13 protein-coding genes are annotated in these 16,681 nt (G+C 45.0%); 10 read left to right on the top strand and 3 right to left on the bottom strand.

All coding sequences use genetic code 11. The features are described 5' to 3' along the window. Positions 1-205: 205 nt before the first annotated feature. The gene (gene ytrI, locus BHE18_RS14090) at positions 206-709 is read right to left on the bottom strand and encodes a sporulation membrane protein YtrI (protein ID WP_032087357.1); all 504 of its coding nucleotides are present in this window, start codon (positions 707-709) and stop codon (positions 206-208) included. Next, on the bottom strand, positions 706-1,041 hold the full coding sequence (locus BHE18_RS14085; protein WP_032087358.1) for a YtrH family sporulation protein: 336 nt from the start codon (positions 1,039-1,041) through the stop codon (positions 706-708). The genes ytrI and BHE18_RS14085 overlap by 4 nt, the downstream gene beginning before the upstream one ends. A gap of 143 nt (positions 1,042-1,184) precedes the next feature. Between BHE18_RS14085 and dnaE the strand changes: the two genes are divergently transcribed. From dnaE to BHE18_RS14045, 8 genes are all read left to right on the top strand, one after another. After that, the gene (gene dnaE, locus BHE18_RS14080; RefSeq protein ID WP_071619179.1) at positions 1,185-4,538 is read left to right on the top strand and encodes a DNA polymerase III subunit alpha; all 3,354 of its coding nucleotides are present in this window, start codon (positions 1,185-1,187) and stop codon (positions 4,536-4,538) included. 147 nt (positions 4,539-4,685) lie between these two features. Then, positions 4,686-5,924 (top strand): NAD(P)-dependent malic enzyme, encoded by a 1,239-nt coding sequence (locus BHE18_RS14075; RefSeq protein ID WP_071619178.1) that lies wholly within the window; start codon positions 4,686-4,688, stop codon positions 5,922-5,924. Beyond that, on the top strand, positions 5,921-6,589 hold the full coding sequence (locus BHE18_RS14070; RefSeq protein ID WP_235860326.1) for a FadR/GntR family transcriptional regulator: 669 nt from the start codon (positions 5,921-5,923) through the stop codon (positions 6,587-6,589). The genes BHE18_RS14075 and BHE18_RS14070 overlap by 4 nt, the downstream gene beginning before the upstream one ends. A gap of 126 nt (positions 6,590-6,715) precedes the next feature. Further along, positions 6,716-7,594: an acetyl-CoA carboxylase, carboxyltransferase subunit beta gene (gene accD / locus BHE18_RS14065; RefSeq protein ID WP_071619177.1), complete on the top strand. Its 879-nt coding sequence runs from the start codon at positions 6,716-6,718 to the stop codon at positions 7,592-7,594. Next, positions 7,588-8,568: an acetyl-CoA carboxylase carboxyl transferase subunit alpha gene (gene accA / locus BHE18_RS14060; RefSeq protein ID WP_071619176.1), complete on the top strand. Its 981-nt coding sequence runs from the start codon at positions 7,588-7,590 to the stop codon at positions 8,566-8,568. Before accD ends, accA begins: the two co-directional genes overlap by 7 nt. Positions 8,569-8,884: 316 nt before the next feature. After that, the gene (gene pfkA, locus BHE18_RS14055) at positions 8,885-9,844 is read left to right on the top strand and encodes a 6-phosphofructokinase (RefSeq protein ID WP_071619324.1); all 960 of its coding nucleotides are present in this window, start codon (positions 8,885-8,887) and stop codon (positions 9,842-9,844) included. A 31-nt stretch (positions 9,845-9,875) separates the two neighbouring features. Beyond that, a complete protein-coding gene (gene pyk / locus BHE18_RS14050; RefSeq protein WP_071619175.1) occupies positions 9,876-11,636 on the top strand; it encodes a pyruvate kinase in 1,761 nt (586 codons plus the stop codon). Between the two features lie 470 nt (positions 11,637-12,106). Further along, positions 12,107-12,493, top strand: coding sequence for an FxsA family protein (locus BHE18_RS14045; RefSeq protein ID WP_071619174.1), 387 nt, complete (start codon positions 12,107-12,109; stop codon positions 12,491-12,493). 44 nt (positions 12,494-12,537) lie between these two features. On the opposite strand, the gene ytvI is transcribed toward BHE18_RS14045, so the two are convergent. Beyond that, positions 12,538-13,650 (bottom strand): sporulation integral membrane protein YtvI, encoded by a 1,113-nt coding sequence (gene ytvI / locus BHE18_RS14040; protein WP_071619173.1) that lies wholly within the window; start codon positions 13,648-13,650, stop codon positions 12,538-12,540. 466 nt (positions 13,651-14,116) lie between these two features. Between ytvI and citZ the strand changes: the two genes are divergently transcribed. Together citZ and icd are read left to right on the top strand one after the other, a co-directional pair. Further along, complete coding sequence (gene citZ / locus BHE18_RS14035; protein ID WP_071619172.1) at positions 14,117-15,235, top strand: citrate synthase; 1,119 nt, start codon at positions 14,117-14,119, stop codon at positions 15,233-15,235. A gap of 118 nt (positions 15,236-15,353) precedes the next feature. Then, positions 15,354-16,625 (top strand): NADP-dependent isocitrate dehydrogenase, encoded by a 1,272-nt coding sequence (icd, locus tag BHE18_RS14030; RefSeq protein WP_071619323.1) that lies wholly within the window; start codon positions 15,354-15,356, stop codon positions 16,623-16,625. Positions 16,626-16,681: the final 56 nt, after the last annotated feature.

The raw sequence follows: 16,681 nt of genomic DNA, 5'->3' as shown, positions 1-16,681 counted from the left end.
TATCGAATTCTTATTATGTGCGTAGAATTAATTATAAGGGCGAAATATCGGATATAAGGGCGAAATCCTGATTATATGGGCGAAATGCCGGATTTAAGGGCGAAATCTCAAATATAAGGGCGAAACCCCAATTAATCGACACTATTCGCTAAAGTCTGCGCGCCCATTAAGCTTACCGCCCCAGGAACGGACTCCTCCAGCTTTTCTATTCTTCATACTCAAGTTCCAATGTGATCTGCGTGGTTGTCCAGAAATAAATCTCACGCACTTTAAAGGTGAACGACTTATCATTTAACTCCACAGTTTTATTTTCGATGATCTTCTTGATCAGATCACGGGTTCCATAAGCGGTTTCAAGGTCCTTGTTGATCAGGCTGCGCAGATCCCCGCTTAGCCGGTCCTCGGTTTCATGGATGCTGAGGAGCTCGACTTTTGTTTTGGTCGGGTTGATCAATTTAATTTTTACCTCCTGGATGGTGAGCTGATCTTCATTTTTTTCATTAAGCTGCTTGTATTCTTCCTGCAGATAGGAAAGGGTATTTTTATATTTGCTTATCTCATTTTTCTGTTCTTCTATCAATTTGGTCTGATTTTCATGCATGACGCCAAACATATAAATGAAGATGATCCAGCTGACGATGCCCCCCACAACCATACCGGAGAAAAAGCGCTGCCAGGAAGGAAGTTTATAAAAAGGGGGGATCCTCATGATGAGATATGCTCCTGAGTCAGCCAGGAAATGATCATGGCCCCTGTATTCGCTCCTCCCAGGGCAGATAGAATCAGCAGGAACTGTTTGAACAGCTCTTTCGTTTCTCCATTCAAAAAACCTTTCTCAAAGCTGTAGACCGTGTCGAACGTTCCCCCGATTGCTGCAATGATTGCCCAGATGCGCAAAAAATTTGAAAGGCGCCACATCTCGATGAACAGCGGCTGCCCCATTGCAAAGGAAGCCAGCCCGCCCATCAGGGATCCCCCCAATATCACCCCGAAAGCAATAAAGAAACTCTTAAATAATTCAGGAAAAAAGGCTTCAGCCATTTCATCATCTCCATATGAGCAATTCTTCTCTTACGATAACTATATGGGCTTCATGGACAGGATATGAGGGAGAACATATTTTCTTTTTTTGCTTTTCTTACCTATAATAAAAGTATATTGAAAAGAAAAAGGGTGTGCATAATATGTCGTTTGTTCATTTACAGGTAGCAAGCGCTTATAGTTTACTTTCCAGCACAATCTCCATAAATGGACTTGTACATAAAGCGAAGACGCTCGGATATAAATCCCTGGCGTTGACTGATCGAAATATGATGTATGCTGCCATTCCCTTTTATAAGGCATGTGTGAAGGAAGGGATCAAGCCAATCATCGGTTTGACTGCGGATGTCGCTGTCAGCGATGAACAGTCGTTCCCGCTTGTACTGTTAAGCAGGAATAATAGGGGTTATCAGAATCTATTGAAGATATCAAGCGCGATCGGGGCGAAGGCCCCGGAAGGGATCCCTCATAAGTGGCTCAATTCCTACAGTGAAGGCCTGATCGCAATCACTCCCGGTTTGCAGGGGGAGATTGAAACCTATTTGTTGAATGGGGAAGAAGATAAAGCAAAAGAAGCCATACAACTATACCAAAGGATGTTCGGAAAAGGATCTTTTTATATCAGTCTTCAAAAACACGGCTTGAAGGCAGAAGAAACACTGCATCCCCTGCTGAAAAATATAGCGCGTGAAAACGGTGTGAAAATGGCGGCCGCAAACGATGTCCGGTATTTGGACAAGGAAGATCATTTTGCACATGAATGCATGAATGCAATACGCGATGGAGTCAAGCTGTCTGAAGATGAACGGACCGTGCTTGAGACAGAGGAATACTACTTCAAGACAAAAGAGCAAATGACAGAACTTTTCCCGGATGAAGTGGAAGAGCTCCAAAACACGCTGAGAATTGCAGAAGAATGCACCGTGCAAATTCCGTTTCATCAGCAGCTCCTCCCAAAATACCCGCTTCCGGAAGGTGTGACAGCCCGGCACGAACTCACCAGACTTTGTGAAACAGGACTCAGTAAAAAGCTTGAGGAGGTTACGACCGAGTATCTGGAAAGGCTCGATTATGAACTCGATGTCATCGGGCGGATGGGCTTCAGTGACTATTTCCTCATCGTCTGGGACTTTATGAAATTTGCAAGGGAAAGGGACATCCTCACCGGCCCTGGCAGGGGTTCCGCAGCGGGATCGCTCGTTTCCTATGCACTCAGCATCACCGATGTCGATCCAATCAAGCATCATTTATTGTTTGAACGTTTCCTTAATCCAGAAAGGGTTTCGATGCCCGATATCGATATTGATTTCCCTGACCATCGCAGGGATGAAGTGATTGAGTATGTGGAAGCAAAATACGGTTCCCTTCATGTCGCCCAGATCATTACATTCGGTACATTTGCAGCGAAGGCAGCCCTGAGGGATACAGGCAGGGTATTCGGGTTGAATATGAAAGAGCAGGAGCAGCTTTCGAAGCTGATACCAAATCAGCCCGGCATCACGCTGAAGGATGCCTATGAGAAATCCAAAGAGCTCCGTGATCTTATCGGAAACCAGGAATTATATAAACGGTTATTCGAAACGGCACTGAAGCTTGAAGGCCTGCCCAGGCATACATCGACACATGCAGCAGGCGTTGTGATCAGCGAAGACCCTTTGGTGCAGTGGATTCCGATTCAAGGGAGTGCCTCTGGCATCCATCTGACCCAGTATTCAATGGATATCCTTGAAGAAATCGGCTTATTGAAAATGGATTTCCTCGGTCTCAGGAACCTCAGTATCCTCGAGAGGATCGTAAAGAATATAAAGAAGGGGAGGGATAAACGCTTTTCTTTGGAACACATCCCTTCAAATGACAGTAAAACTTTCGAACTCCTCAGTAAGGGGCAGACCAACGGAATCTTTCAGCTTGAGTCGGACGGCATGCGCAATGTATTGACGAGGCTGAAGCCCACTTCCTTCGAGGATATCGTCGCGGTCAACGCCCTGTTCAGGCCGGGTCCGATGGAAAACATCCCGACATATATCAACCGGAAGCATGGAAAGGAAACAGTGGAATATCCCCATCCGGACTTGAAGCCGATCCTCGATATGACATACGGTGTCATCGTTTATCAGGAACAGATCATGCAAATCGCATCAAGAATGGCCGGCTTTTCCCTTGGAGAAGCCGATCTGTTAAGAAGAGCCGTCTCGAAAAAGAAAAAAGATGTGCTCGATCAGGAAAGGGAGCATTTCGTAAAAGGTTCCATTCAAAAAGGCTATTCAACAGAAGAGGCACATCGTATTTATGACCTTATCGTCCGATTTGCGAATTATGGATTCAATCGTTCCCATGCGGTCGCCTATAGTATGATTGCCTATCAGCTGGCATACTTAAAAGCCCATTATCCTGCTCACTTTTTATCTGCCCTCCTGACGTCCGTGGTCGGCAACGAAACGAAAATCGCTCAGTATATAAGAGAAGCGAAACATTACGGCATAGACATTCTGCCTCCGTCGGTCAACAGCAGCCAATTTGTTTTTACAGTGGAGGGAAAAGAGGGAATCCGGTACAGTCTCGGCGCAATCAAAGGGATCGGGGCACAGGCACTGAAAGAAATCATCTCTGTAAGAAAAGATAAGCCATTTGAAGATTTGTTCGATTTCTGCATGAGGGTCTCTTCGAAAATCATCAATCGGAAGATATTGGAGAACCTTGTATTGGCCGGCGCATTTGATGAATTCGGCATAGACCGGGCCACCCTCCTCGCAAGCCTTGATGTTGCGATTCAGCATGCAGAGCTGGTCAATCCGGATGATGATCATGATTTATTTAAAGAAGAAGAAGCGTTCCTGCTTAAACCGAAATATGTTGAAGTGGAGGAAATGAACGCAGAAACGAAATTGAATTTTGAAAAACAAGTCCTTGGACTTTATCTCTCAGATCATCCTGTGACTACGTACCGTCCGCTTCTGGATGATCTGGGAGTAACATTGATTGTAGATGTCCGGCAGGGTGCGAAAGCGTCAATCGGCGGCTTTATCAGCTCGATACGGTCAATCCGCACGAAAAAGGGTGAAGTCATGGCGTTCCTTGAAATCAGTGATGAAACAGGGGATATGGAAGCAGTCGTGTTTCCTGTGGTCTACCGCCAAATTATGACACACCTGAAAGAGGGAAATGTGTTATGGTTTGATGGAAAAACGGAGGAACGGAACAATAAGCTGCAGCTTATCATCAATAAAGTGCAAACAATAGAAGAGATAAAGGAACGTTCTGAAACGCGGGATAAGAAACTATTCTTGAAGATTCCTGTGACCGAGGATCAAGATGCCTGCATGAAGGATATCCAACAGATCATCGGTGAAAACAAGGGGCGTCATCAAGTGATTGTGTATATTGAAAAAGACAAGAAAAGTATAAAACTATCTAATTCTTACAGAATAGACGCGTCCAGTGATGCAATTAGTCATTTAGAAGCAGTTTTAGGAAAACCTAATGTTGTTTTGACATAACATACTTTACTTAAACCGGAATTTATATTATTGTTTAATAGAAAAAAGTGGTCTGACCACTGGGGTTCAGTATGCTGCAGGATGACATAACCATTGATGAACGATAAAACATAAAAATACACGGAATTTGATAAGGAGTGAATGATTTTGTCATTACGCGAAGAAGCGTTGCATATGCATCGAGTGAATAAGGGGAAACTGGAATCAAAATCCAAGGTGGAGGTAAGAAATGCCGAAGACTTAAGTCTGGCCTACTCACCAGGGGTTGCAGAACCATGCAAGGTGATTTATGACAAGCCGGAAACGGTCTATGATTATACGATGAAAGGTAATATGGTCGCAGTCGTGTCAGACGGTACGGCTGTACTCGGACTTGGGAACATCGGTCCTGAAGCTTCCCTTCCTGTAATGGAAGGGAAAGCTGTTCTATTTAAGAGTTTCGCGGGTGTCGATGCATTTCCTATCTGCTTGAATACAACGGATGTGGACAAGATCGTTGAAACGGTCAAGCTGCTTGAACCGACATTCGGCGGAGTGAATTTGGAAGATATCGCAGCCCCGAATTGCTTTGAAATAGAAGAACGCCTTAAGAAAGAAACGAACATCCCTATTTTCCATGATGATCAGCACGGCACCGCCATCGTAACGGTAGCAGGACTTGTAAACGCGCTGAAAATCGTAGGCAAAAAAATGTCGGAAATCAAAGTAGTGGCCAATGGTGCAGGAGCAGCAGGCATTGCCATCATCAAACTGCTTTACCGTTATGGTGTAAGGGATATCATTATGTGTGATTCTAAAGGGGCGATCTATGAGGGCCGCTCACAAGGAATGAACACCATTAAAGATGAAGTGGCAAAATTCACGAATCGTGAACGTCTTGAAGGCGGTCTCGGAGATGTGCTGAAAGATGCCGACGTATTCATCGGTGTTTCGGTAGCCGGTGCCTTGACGGAAGAAATGGTCTCATCAATGAAAGAAGACCCGATCATCTTTGCAATGGCGAATCCGGTTCCTGAAATCATGCCTGAACTGGCTAAATCCGCAGGGGCGAAAGTGATCGGGACGGGCCGTTCCGATTTTCCTAATCAAGTAAACAATGTACTGGCATTCCCTGGAATCTTCCGGGGAGCACTCGATGTGCGCGCCACTCATATCAATGAAAAAATGAAACAAGCCGCTGTGGAAGCAATTGCCGGCTTGATCAGTGAAGATGAATTGAATGCAGACTACGTCATCCCTCGTCCGTTTGACAAACGTGTGGCGCCTGCCGTCGCAGCCGCTGTAGCAAAGACGGCAATGGAAACGGGAGTGGCCAGGTTAAAGGCAGACCCTGAAGAAATCCGTAAAAAGACAGAAGAATTAGCGGTTATCGGGAAGAGTGAATGATGACGAAAGTGAACTCTCTCCATTCTCAATCGAAAGTATATATTGGAATTGTTCACCAACTTAGAGAAATGATATCAAAGGACGGCCTGAAAAAGGGAGATAAAATTCCTTCAGAGAGGGAACTCTCAGAAAGATTGAATGTAGGCCGTTCCTCTGTGAGGGAAGCACTGAGAGCATTGGAACTTTTAGGGTTGATTGAAACCAGGAGGGGAGAAGGGACATTTCTCCGTGACTTCAGGGATCATCACCTGATCGACCTTCTGGGGATGTTCATCCTCCAGGACCAAAAAGCCAAGGAAGATATCAAATGTACGAAAACGATGATCGAAAAGGAAGCCCTTCGTACAGTCTTCTGCCAAAAGCTCGATACATCGGCAATCAAGGACCTTGTTAAAGATGACAACGGGACACTTACATGGAGAGAGATAGTAGAGGAACTCATTCTCCTTAGCAACAACTATCTCTCCCATCGAATCTGGAACGTCCTGAATGATTACGAGACTTTCATCATCGGTGAGAAGAAGATAACCCCCGAGATAAAAGAAAAGCTTCTGAACCTGCTTCAAGGATTGGAAAATCAAGATAAAGAATCGGTGCAGACTGCTTACAGGCAGATCTCGGAAATCAGCGACCGGGAGCTGACAAATTCCAACATTTTTTTATAACGCTTTCGGTTAAACTGATAGACAAACAGTTTACAAAATCAACTTGCTCCATGCACTAATATATTTCTATCATCCAAAGAATACGAATACAAAAGGCGACTGTAATTAGTTAAGGAGGTTTCAACCTTGCTTAAGGATCTTTTCAATAAATCCAATAAACCCAAAAAGAAAAAATATGCAACGATTCCTTCCGAAGCAGCCAAACAGGATGTTCCTGAAGGAATCATGACCAAGTGTCCCGATTGTAAAAAAATCATGTACACCAAGGAATTGCAGAAAAATTTAAAAGTATGCATCCATTGCGGATACCATCATGGCATGAGTTCGATGGAGAGGGTGGACTGCTTCATCGATGAAGGGACATTTGAAGAAATCGATGCAGACCTTGTCTCGGTGAATCCCCTCGGTTTCCCGGAATACCTTGACAAAGTGGAAAAAGACCGGAAGAAGACAGGTCTGAACGAAGCCGTACTTACGGGAACTGGAAAAGTAAACGGCATAGATATCGTCGTTGCCGTCATGGATTCCAGATTCCGGATGGGGAGCATGGGATCTGTAGTCGGTGAGAAAATAACGAGAGCGGTCGAGGAAGCGGACAAGCGTAAAGTGCCATTCATCATTTTTACGGCATCAGGCGGTGCACGGATGCAGGAAGGTGTACTCTCGCTTATGCAAATGGCCAAAACAAGCGTCGCGCTAAAACGATTCAGTGATAATGGGGGTCTTTTCATTTCAGTCATGACCCATCCAACAACCGGAGGAGTATCGGCAAGCTTCGCTTCTGTTGGTGATTATAATTTTGCGGAGCCTGGTGCATTGATCGGGTTTGCTGGAAGAAGGATCATTGAACAGACGATCCGGGAAGATCTTCCGGAAGATTTTCAAACAGCAGAATTCCTTCTCAAGCACGGACAGCTTGATGAAGTCATTTCGCGGATGGAAATGAAAGAGAAGATCGGACTGGTATTAGATATACATCAATGGGACGGTGATCTGCCATGGTAAATGAGATGGAATTTGAAAAGCCTGTAGTTGAATTAAAGAAGAAAATTGCAGAGCTTAAAGAGTTCACTCAGAATTCGGAAGTGGATTTATCAAAGGAAATTGAAAAACTGGAAACGCGGTTACAGAAGCTCGAAAATGATATATATGAAAACATGAAACCATGGGAAAGGGTCCAGGTTGCGCGGCATCCCAATCGTCCTACGACTCTGGATTACATCCGCAGGCTATTTACTGATTTCATGGAAATACATGGAGACCGTCTATATGGTGATGACGACGCGATTGTATCAGGGCTTGCCAAATTCGACGGTGTGCCGGTGACTGTAATCGGCCACCAGCGCGGTAAAGATACGAAAGAGAATATCCGCAGAAACTTTGGGATGCCCCACCCTGAAGGCTACCGAAAAGCTTTGAGACTTATGAAACAGGCTGAAAAATTCTGCCGCCCGATTGTTTGCTTCATCGATACAAAAGGCGCCTATCCAGGGAAAGCAGCCGAAGAGCGCGGGCAGAGTGAAGCCATTGCCAGGAACCTGGTTGAAATGGCCGGCCTGAGCGTTCCTGTCGTCTGCATCGTCATCGGGGAAGGCGGAAGCGGAGGAGCATTGGCATTGGGTGTGGGAAATCACATTCATATGCTTGAAAACTCCACGTACTCAGTCATTTCTCCGGAAGGAGCTGCAGCCCTGTTATGGAAAGATTCCACTCAGGCAAGAAGGGCTGCTGAATCCATGAAAATCACGGCTCCCGACCTAAAGGAACTCGGAATCATCAATGAGATTATTCCCGAAGTGAAGGGCGGGGCCCATAAGGATGTTGAAGAACAGGCTAACCTTATGAAAGACGTTTTGAAACAATCATTAAAAGAACTCATCCCAATGAGCAAAGAAGAATTGATCCAGCACCGTTACGAGAAATTTAAATCGATTGGTGATTTTTCTGTTTTAAATGATGTCGTTGGGGTAAAATCATAAGGGAACCACTGGACTGACAAATAGGATTCTGCCTTTTGTCAGTCCTTTTATTTGAAGGATACAGGTGTTTTTGAATTTTTTAGCAATTAAAACGCTTCCAGTTAATAGATTATTTCGTCTATTGGTCTTCCCGGGGGGAACTTGTTGAGAAGCTTTACTCTTCGTGTTATTTTAGAAATAATCAATGGTCTATTGGTCCATAATAATTGGGTAGAATAGATAGGATAAAATGAGATTCACTGAAAATATGTGAAACCATTAACAAATTTTCTTTTAACTCTTTTACATATAAATTTATCTTCATGAGGTGATGAAAGTGAAAAAAATAGGAGTACTGACAAGTGGCGGAGATTCTCCGGGCATGAATGCCGCTGTACGTGCAGTCGTGCGTAAAGCCATTTTCCAAGGCGTTGAAGTGTATGGTATCTATCAGGGGTACAATGGATTGATCAATGGAAACATTAAGAAGCTTGAGCTTGGTTCTGTGGGGGACATCATCCACCGCGGCGGAACGATGCTTTACACTGCCCGCTGTGAAGAATTCAAGACAAAAGAAGGCCAGCAAAAAGGGATCAAGCAGCTTGAAAAACATGGCATCGAAGGTCTTGTGGTGATTGGCGGAGACGGCTCTTATCAAGGAGCCAAAGCATTAACAGAATGGGGTTATCCATGTGTCGGTGTACCGGGAACGATCGATAATGATATCCCGGGTACAGAATTTACGATCGGTTTTGATACAGCGTTGAACACAGTGATTGATGCGATTGATAAAATCCGTGATACGGCCACTTCCCATGAACGGACATTCATCATTGAAGTGATGGGCCGCAATGCAGGAGATATTGCACTATGGTCAGGACTCGCAGGCGGAGCAGAGACTGTTATCATCCCAGAAGAAAAGTTTGACATGGATGATATCGTCAGCCGATTGACCAAAGGTCAGGAACGCGGTAAGAAACACAGTGTCATCATCGTTGCGGAAGGCGTTATGTCTGGTAACGAATTTGCAAACCGTTTTACTGAAGCAACAGGAATGGATACCAGGGTTTCTGTCCTGGGACACATTCAGCGCGGGGGAACCCCGACAGCTTCCGACCGCGTGCTGGCGAGCCGTCTCGGTGCGCGTGCCGTCGAATTGTTAATGGCTGGAAAAGGCGGAAAAGCAGTTGGAATCGAAAAGAATGAACTTGTCGATTATGATATCATTGAAGCACTAGCCAAGCCTCACAAGATCGACTTGGATATGTACCGCCTATCTAAAGAGCTGTCAATTTAATAATCGCTGAAACATTCAGGAGGTAAAGATAATGAGAAAAGCAAAAATAGTATGTACCATTGGCCCTGCCAGTGAAAGTATCGAAAAGTTATCTCAACTGATCGATGCCGGGATGAATGTCGCCCGCCTAAACTTCTCCCATGGGGATCATGAAGAGCATGGCCAGCGTATCAAAAACATCCGTGAAGCAGCAGCAAAAGCAGGGAAGACTGTCGGGATCCTGTTAGATACAAAAGGACCTGAAATCCGTACGAACAATATGGAGAATGATGGATTTGAACTGCAGCAGGGAGCATCCGTGATTGTATCTATGAAAGAGGTATTAGGTACGCCTGAGAAATTCTCCGTTACATACGAAGGGTTGATCGATGACATTGAGGTTGGATCTAAAATCCTTTTGGATGACGGACTCATCGGACTCGAAGTAACTGAAATCGATAGAGCAAACGGAGAAATCCATACTGTCGTTTCAAACAGCGGAATGCTGAAAAATAAAAAAGGTGTGAACGTACCAGGCGTTTCCGTTAACCTGCCTGGAATCACGGATAAAGATGCGAAGGATATCATTTTCGGTATCCAGCAGGATGTCGATTTCATCGCCGCTTCATTCGTACGCCGTGCGTCAGATGTACTGGAAATCCGTCAGTTATTGGAGGAGCACCATGCACCTCATATTCAAATCATCCCTAAGATTGAAAATCAAGAGGGTGTAGACAATATCGATGAAATCCTTGAAGTCTCCGACGGCCTGATGGTTGCACGCGGAGATCTTGGAGTGGAAATCCCTGCAGAAGAGGTGCCGCTTGTACAAAAGCAGCTGATCAAGAAATGCAATTCACAAGGAAAGCCGGTTATCACGGCTACTCAAATGCTTGATTCAATGCAGCGAAATCCAAGACCGACACGAGCGGAAGCAAGTGACGTGGCAAACGCCATCTTTGACGGAACCGATGCCATCATGCTTTCAGGTGAAACAGCTGCAGGAACCTATCCTGTCGAAGCTGTTCAAACCATGCATAATATTGCATCTAAAGCGGAAACCGCACTGGATTTCAATGAGATCCTTTCAGCCCGCAGCAAAGAAAGCGATCATAATATGACCGATGCAATCGGACAATCAGTGGCCCACACGGCCATTAACCTGGATGTCAACGCAATCGTGGCACCTACGGAAAGCGGTCATACAGCACGCATGATTTCTAAATACCGCCCGAAAGCCCCAATCGTAGCTGTCACAGGTTCGGAATCTGTTTCAAGAAGATTGGCACTGGTATGGGGAGTATACCCTACAGTCGGACGCAGAGTATCCACGACGGATGAGATGCTAGACATGGCAGTTGAAGAAAGCGTGAATTCCGGCATGACAAAACACGGTGACCTGATTGTCATCACTGCAGGTGTTCCAATCGGTGAAACAGGCACAACCAACCTGATGAAAATTCATGTAGTAGGGGACATCATTGCTAAAGGACAAGGAATCGGACGTAAATCTGCTTACGGCAAAGCAGTCGTCGCTTCAAACGCCCAGGAAGCAGTGGAAAAAGTCGAGCAGGGTTCAGTCCTTGTAACAATCGGAACTGACAAAGAAATGATGCCTGCCCTGGAGAAGTGCTCTGCACTGATCGTAGAGGAAGGCGGCTTGACAAGCCACGCAGCAGTAGTGGGGATCAACCTCGGTATTCCTGTAGTGGTAGGTGTGGATAATGCTACATCACTGTTCAGGGATGGACAGGAAGTTACAGTCGATGGTACCCGCGGCGTGATCTATAATGGTCATGCGAGTGTACTATAATCATTAGAATACAGGCTGGAGTCCCTTTATGGGGCTCCGGTTTTTTTGTGGGATCTTTCCTGGTGGGGAAGGCTGTTATGGAGATTTGAGTAATGGAGGGGTTGGTTTGTCACCACGCTTGGTGTTTATCATTATTTGGAGCAAATTAGAATGATTTTAAAAAGAGTATATTTTCTGGATTAGGAGCATAAAACTTCAAAATGGAGCATATAATTTTTATTTGTATCATAAATTCCATATTAAGATATTAGAGATTAAGTATGTGGCGGTTAAGGGAATCGAAGCGTTAGATTACAATTCATTATTTTCTCATGTAGATTCATCCTCTCCCCGGCTAAGCTCCACCTTCAACCAAATCAATCCATAAGTTGACGACAAGCCAGAATCCTCAGGTCAACCGGAATACTGCCACCCAAGCTGCTATATGTTATAATAAAAGGACAAGTCGTAAATAACTGGAGGAATTCCTCATGAGATATATACTGCCGTTTCTAATCATAGTGCCCGCTTTGGAAATAGGGATCCTTATTCTTGCCGGTCAGGCAATCGGCGTCCTCCCGACCGTGATGATGATCATCGCAACAGGTGTCACGGGTGCTTACCTTGCAAAGAAACAGGGACTCGAAACAATCAGGAGGGCACGGGAAGACATGCAGTATGCCCAGTTCCCGGGCGATGTGATCATCGACGGTCTCTGCATCCTTGTCGGCGGCCTTTTATTATTGACGCCGGGCTTCATTACAGATGCAACCGGATTTCTATTACTGCTGCCTCCGACCAGAAAAATGTTCAAGCCTTTCATTTACAGACTCTTCAAGAAATGGTTCAATAACGGAAACCTGATCATTTACCGATAATGAAAAAAGCACCGACCGGCTTATAAACCGGTGCGGTGCTTTTCTTATTTGTCACCCATAATAAACTTCCACGCATCTTCAAAAACGCCTGCACGCCTCAATGTTGAAAGAATCACAAGTACGACCGGACCCACGATCAATCCGAGAAAACCGATCAGTTTGAACCCGACAAAAAGAGCGATCAATGTAGCAAGGGGATCGAGGCCGATGCTTGAAGACAGCACTTTCGGTTCCATGATCTGCCGTTGAACGACGACGACTGCGTATAACACGGAAAGACCGATGCCAAGCCCTGCATTTCCTGTAATGAATTCATAAGCGATCCATGGAACGAAAACGGCACCTGTCCCCAGATACGGAAGGATATCGACCAGGCCGCTTACAAGCGCGATGGTTATGGCATAGTCGACACGAAGAATGAGAAGTCCGACCAATACGATGATGGCCGTTATCGAAATCAGCGTGAATTGGGCCCTGATGAAGCCGAACAAAGCTTTTTTCAGATCGATGAACACAGTCCTTCCGCTTTCCATTGCCCTGCCGGGAACGAACTTTGCCGCTTTAGCAGACAGTTTGTACCAGTCTTTACTTATGAAGAAGGTTGCCAATGACGCAAATACGAGAACAGATGCGGCATTTGGTATCCAGGAAATAAGCTGAGGGAGCCTCTGGAAGAAGTTCTGAAGAAAATCCCCGGCCGACTGGGCGATTTTACTTCCCGCAGTTTCAATATTTTCAAGTATAGTATTCTGCTGTCCTGCATCAAGATTTTTAAATAGTCCGGCAATCTGGTGATAAAACGGCATCACTTGTCCGACAATGAAATTTTCTGCATAGGTCACCAGCGTCCGGACGTGTTCCGGGAGCACTTCGGATAAATAGTTTGCACCAGATACAATTTCAGCTATCAGCAAAGTGATCAAACCTGCAAAAGCACCGATGATCAAAAACAGGGAAATGACGACTGCCCACACCCTCGGGAGCCTGCCTTTGGATTCAAGCCAATTGACGAAGGGATTGATCAAAAGGGCAATCCCGACAGCAATGACGAATGGATAGGCAAGTTTCCATATGTAGTACAAAGCAAATATAGAAAGGATGATGATACTGACCACTATTAGAAAGCGGATGGTCCTATAAACATATTCCAAGTTCAACTGAGTTCCCCCTGACCTTACGATTACTTCCTATTTTATAAGAGTCCGGAAATGAAAGAAAGTTCTAAATTTAAAAATCCTTACAATTCATACAGGCTGTCCGGACGGGGTTTTATAGCAATCCTTAACGATTTAATCCGGTACAGTCGGAAAGTTTTATTTTTCTAGTAAAATAATTTTAGACAAATTCGAGCGTTTTCGTTCACAAATGTCAGATAATTGTTTATAATAGAAAATGTAAGCGCATCCCAAGCTCTGTTTTCCCTGCAGTTTTTTATCAGACAGGGAATCATTTTTTGTGCAGGGATTGAGCAATCGCTCAACATTGGAAATGTAATGAATATATGCCCTCAACAGGTAATTTTACTTACTTATTTTAAACAAGCCCGCTACAAATTTTCGTGCAGGGTTTTATGCTCATATGAAAATGGGTAAAAGGGAAATACATTCAGGAGGAGAGATTATTATGACAGCGACACGCGGACTTGAAGGTGTTGTAGCCACTACTTCATCCATCAGTTCAATCATTGACGACACACTTACATATGTCGGCTATAACATTGATGACTTAACCAACAATGCCACTTTCGAAGAGGTAATCTATTTGCTGTGGCATCTTAAGCTGCCTACTAAATCGGAGCTTCAGGAGCTCACAGACCAGCTTGCTGAAAATATGGCCCTTCCACAGGAAGTGCTTGATCACTTCAAGATGTACAACATCAAGGAAGTTCATCCGATGGCCGCTTTGCGTTCAGCAGTGTCTTTGCTTGGTTTATATGATGACCAGGCAGACGTGATGGAAGAAGAAGCGAACTACATGAAAGCCGTTCGCCTCCAAGCAAAGATCCCTACGATTGTGACAAGCTTCGCAAGGATCCGTAACGGCCAGGAGCCGATCGCACCGCGCAAGGATCTTGGCTTTGCTGCCAACTTCCTGTACATGCTTACAGGCAAAGAACCTGAGCCGATCGAGATCGAAGCATTCAATAAGGCGCTCGTCCTTCATGCGGACCATGAGTTAAACGCTTCCACATTCACTGCGCGTGTATGTGTAGCTACACTATCTGATGTATACTCAGGTGTCACTGCAGCAATCGGAGCTCTTAAAGGACCGCTCCACGGCGGAGCCAACGAACAGGTTATGAAGATGCTTACCGAAGTCGGATCTGTCGAGAATGCGGAATCCTACATTCTGGACAAGCTTGAGAAGAAAGAGAAGATCATGGGCTTCGGCCACCGCGTATACCGTCAGGGAGACCCGCGTGCAAAGCATTTGAAAGAAATGTCCAAAAAGCTGACTGAGCTCAGAGGAGAAAGCAAATATTATGAAATGTCTGCGAAGATCGAAGAAGTCTTCACAGCAAATAAAGGGCTTCCGCCAAATGTTGATTTCTATTCAGCATCTGTGTATCACAGCCTCGGCATCGATCATGATCTGTTTACACCGATCTTTGCTGTAAGCCGTGTATCCGGCTGGCTTGCTCACATCCTGGAGCAATATTCCAACAACCGTTTAATCCGTCCTCGTGCCGATTATATCGGGCCTGGCAAACAGGAATATGTTCCGGTTGATGAAAGAGGTTAATCATCGATATTTACAAATAGTAAAAATATTGGTGTAATGAATAAGGAGGGGAATGACGATGAATGGCTTGCTGCACTTATCGCTCATCCCCTTTGATAATGAATATGGAGGTTACATAATGACACAAGGTGAAAAAATTACAAACCAAAACGGCCAGCTTAATGTGCCGAATAATCCAATCGTTCCATTTATCGAAGGTGACGGAACTGGTCCGGATATCTGGGCTGCAGCGCAGCGCGTCCTCGATGCTTCAGTAGAAAAAGCTTACAAAGGCGAACGTAAAATCGAGTGGAAAGAAGTTTATGCTGGTGAAAAGGCATTCAACAAAACCGGTGAATGGCTTCCGAATGATACACTTGAAGCAATCCGTGAATATTTCATTGCCATCAAAGGCCCACTTACAACTCCTGTAGGCGGCGGAATCCGTTCGTTGAACGTTGCCCTTCGTCAAGAGCTTGATCTATTCACATGCCTGCGTCCTGTGCGTTACTTCGAAGGTGTACCTTCTCCTGTAAAACGTCCTGAAGATACTGATATGGTCATTTTCCGTGAAAATACAGAGGATATCTACGCTGGTATCGAATATGCAAGCGGTTCTGATGAAGTGAAGAAACTGATCAGCTTCCTACAAGACGAAATGGGCGTGAACAAAATCCGTTTCCCTGAAACATCCGGAATCGGTATCAAGCCTGTATCTGAAGAAGGTACATCCCGCCTTGTTCGTGCAGCTATTAATTATGCCATCACTGAAGGCCGTAAATCAGTTACGCTTGTACACAAAGGGAACATCATGAAGTTCACTGAAGGTGCATTCAAGAACTGGGGTTACGAGCTTGCTGAGAAAGAATTCGGAGATAAGGTATTCACTTGGGCTCAATACGATAAAATCAAAGACGCTGAAGGCGTTGACGCAGCTAACAAAGCGCAGTCTGAAGCAGAAGCTGCAGGCAAGATCATCGTCAAAGATTCAATCGCTGATATCTTCTTGCAACAAATCCTTACACGTCCGGCTGAGTTCGATGTCGTTGCTACAATGAACCTGAACGGAGACTATATTTCTGATGCGCTTGCTGCACAAGTAGGCGGAATCGGGATCGCACCTGGAGCGAACATCAACTATGAGTCCGGCCATGCCATCTTCGAAGCGACTCACGGTACAGCTCCTAAATATGCAGGTATGGACAAGGTTAACCCTTCTTCAGTCATCCTTTCAGGTGTGCTTATGCTTGAGCACCTTGGATGGTCAGAAGCAGCTAATCTAATCACGAAATCAATGGAAAAAACAATCGCTTCGAAAGTCGTGACATATGACTTTGCCCGTCTGATGGATGGTGCTACTGAAGTGAAATGTTCAGAGTTCGGTACTGCATTGATCGAAAACATGGAATAATATAAAAAGCAGAAGCATTCCTTCAATAGGGATGCTTCTGTCTTATATAAAATACA

The organism is Rossellomorea aquimaris (assembly GCF_001877785.1).
Taxonomy (GTDB): Bacteria; Bacillota; Bacilli; order Bacillales; family Bacillaceae_B; genus Rossellomorea; species Rossellomorea aquimaris_A.
Note: the sequence above shows the minus strand (reverse complement) of the source record. Positions and strands in the feature narration are given on the sequence as shown.

What these genes read in the sequence shown, in the direction of transcription:
- ytrI (WP_032087357.1), bottom strand. Translation starts at nt 709, where the DNA reads ATGAGGATCCCCCCTTTTTATAAACTTCCTTCCTGGCAGCGCTTTTTC.
- BHE18_RS14085 (WP_032087358.1), bottom strand. Translation starts at nt 1,041, where the DNA reads ATGGCTGAAGCCTTTTTTCCTGAATTATTTAAGAGTTTCTTTATTGCT.
- dnaE (WP_071619179.1), top strand. Translation starts at nt 1,185, where the DNA reads ATGTCGTTTGTTCATTTACAGGTAGCAAGCGCTTATAGTTTACTTTCC.
- BHE18_RS14070 (WP_235860326.1), top strand. Translation starts at nt 5,921, where the DNA reads ATGATGACGAAAGTGAACTCTCTCCATTCTCAATCGAAAGTATATATT.
- accA (WP_071619176.1), top strand. Translation starts at nt 7,588, where the DNA reads ATGGTAAATGAGATGGAATTTGAAAAGCCTGTAGTTGAATTAAAGAAG.
- pyk (WP_071619175.1), top strand. Translation starts at nt 9,876, where the DNA reads ATGAGAAAAGCAAAAATAGTATGTACCATTGGCCCTGCCAGTGAAAGT.
- BHE18_RS14045 (WP_071619174.1), top strand. Translation starts at nt 12,107, where the DNA reads ATGAGATATATACTGCCGTTTCTAATCATAGTGCCCGCTTTGGAAATA.
- citZ (WP_071619172.1), top strand. Translation starts at nt 14,117, where the DNA reads ATGACAGCGACACGCGGACTTGAAGGTGTTGTAGCCACTACTTCATCC.
- icd (WP_071619323.1), top strand. Translation starts at nt 15,354, where the DNA reads ATGACACAAGGTGAAAAAATTACAAACCAAAACGGCCAGCTTAATGTG.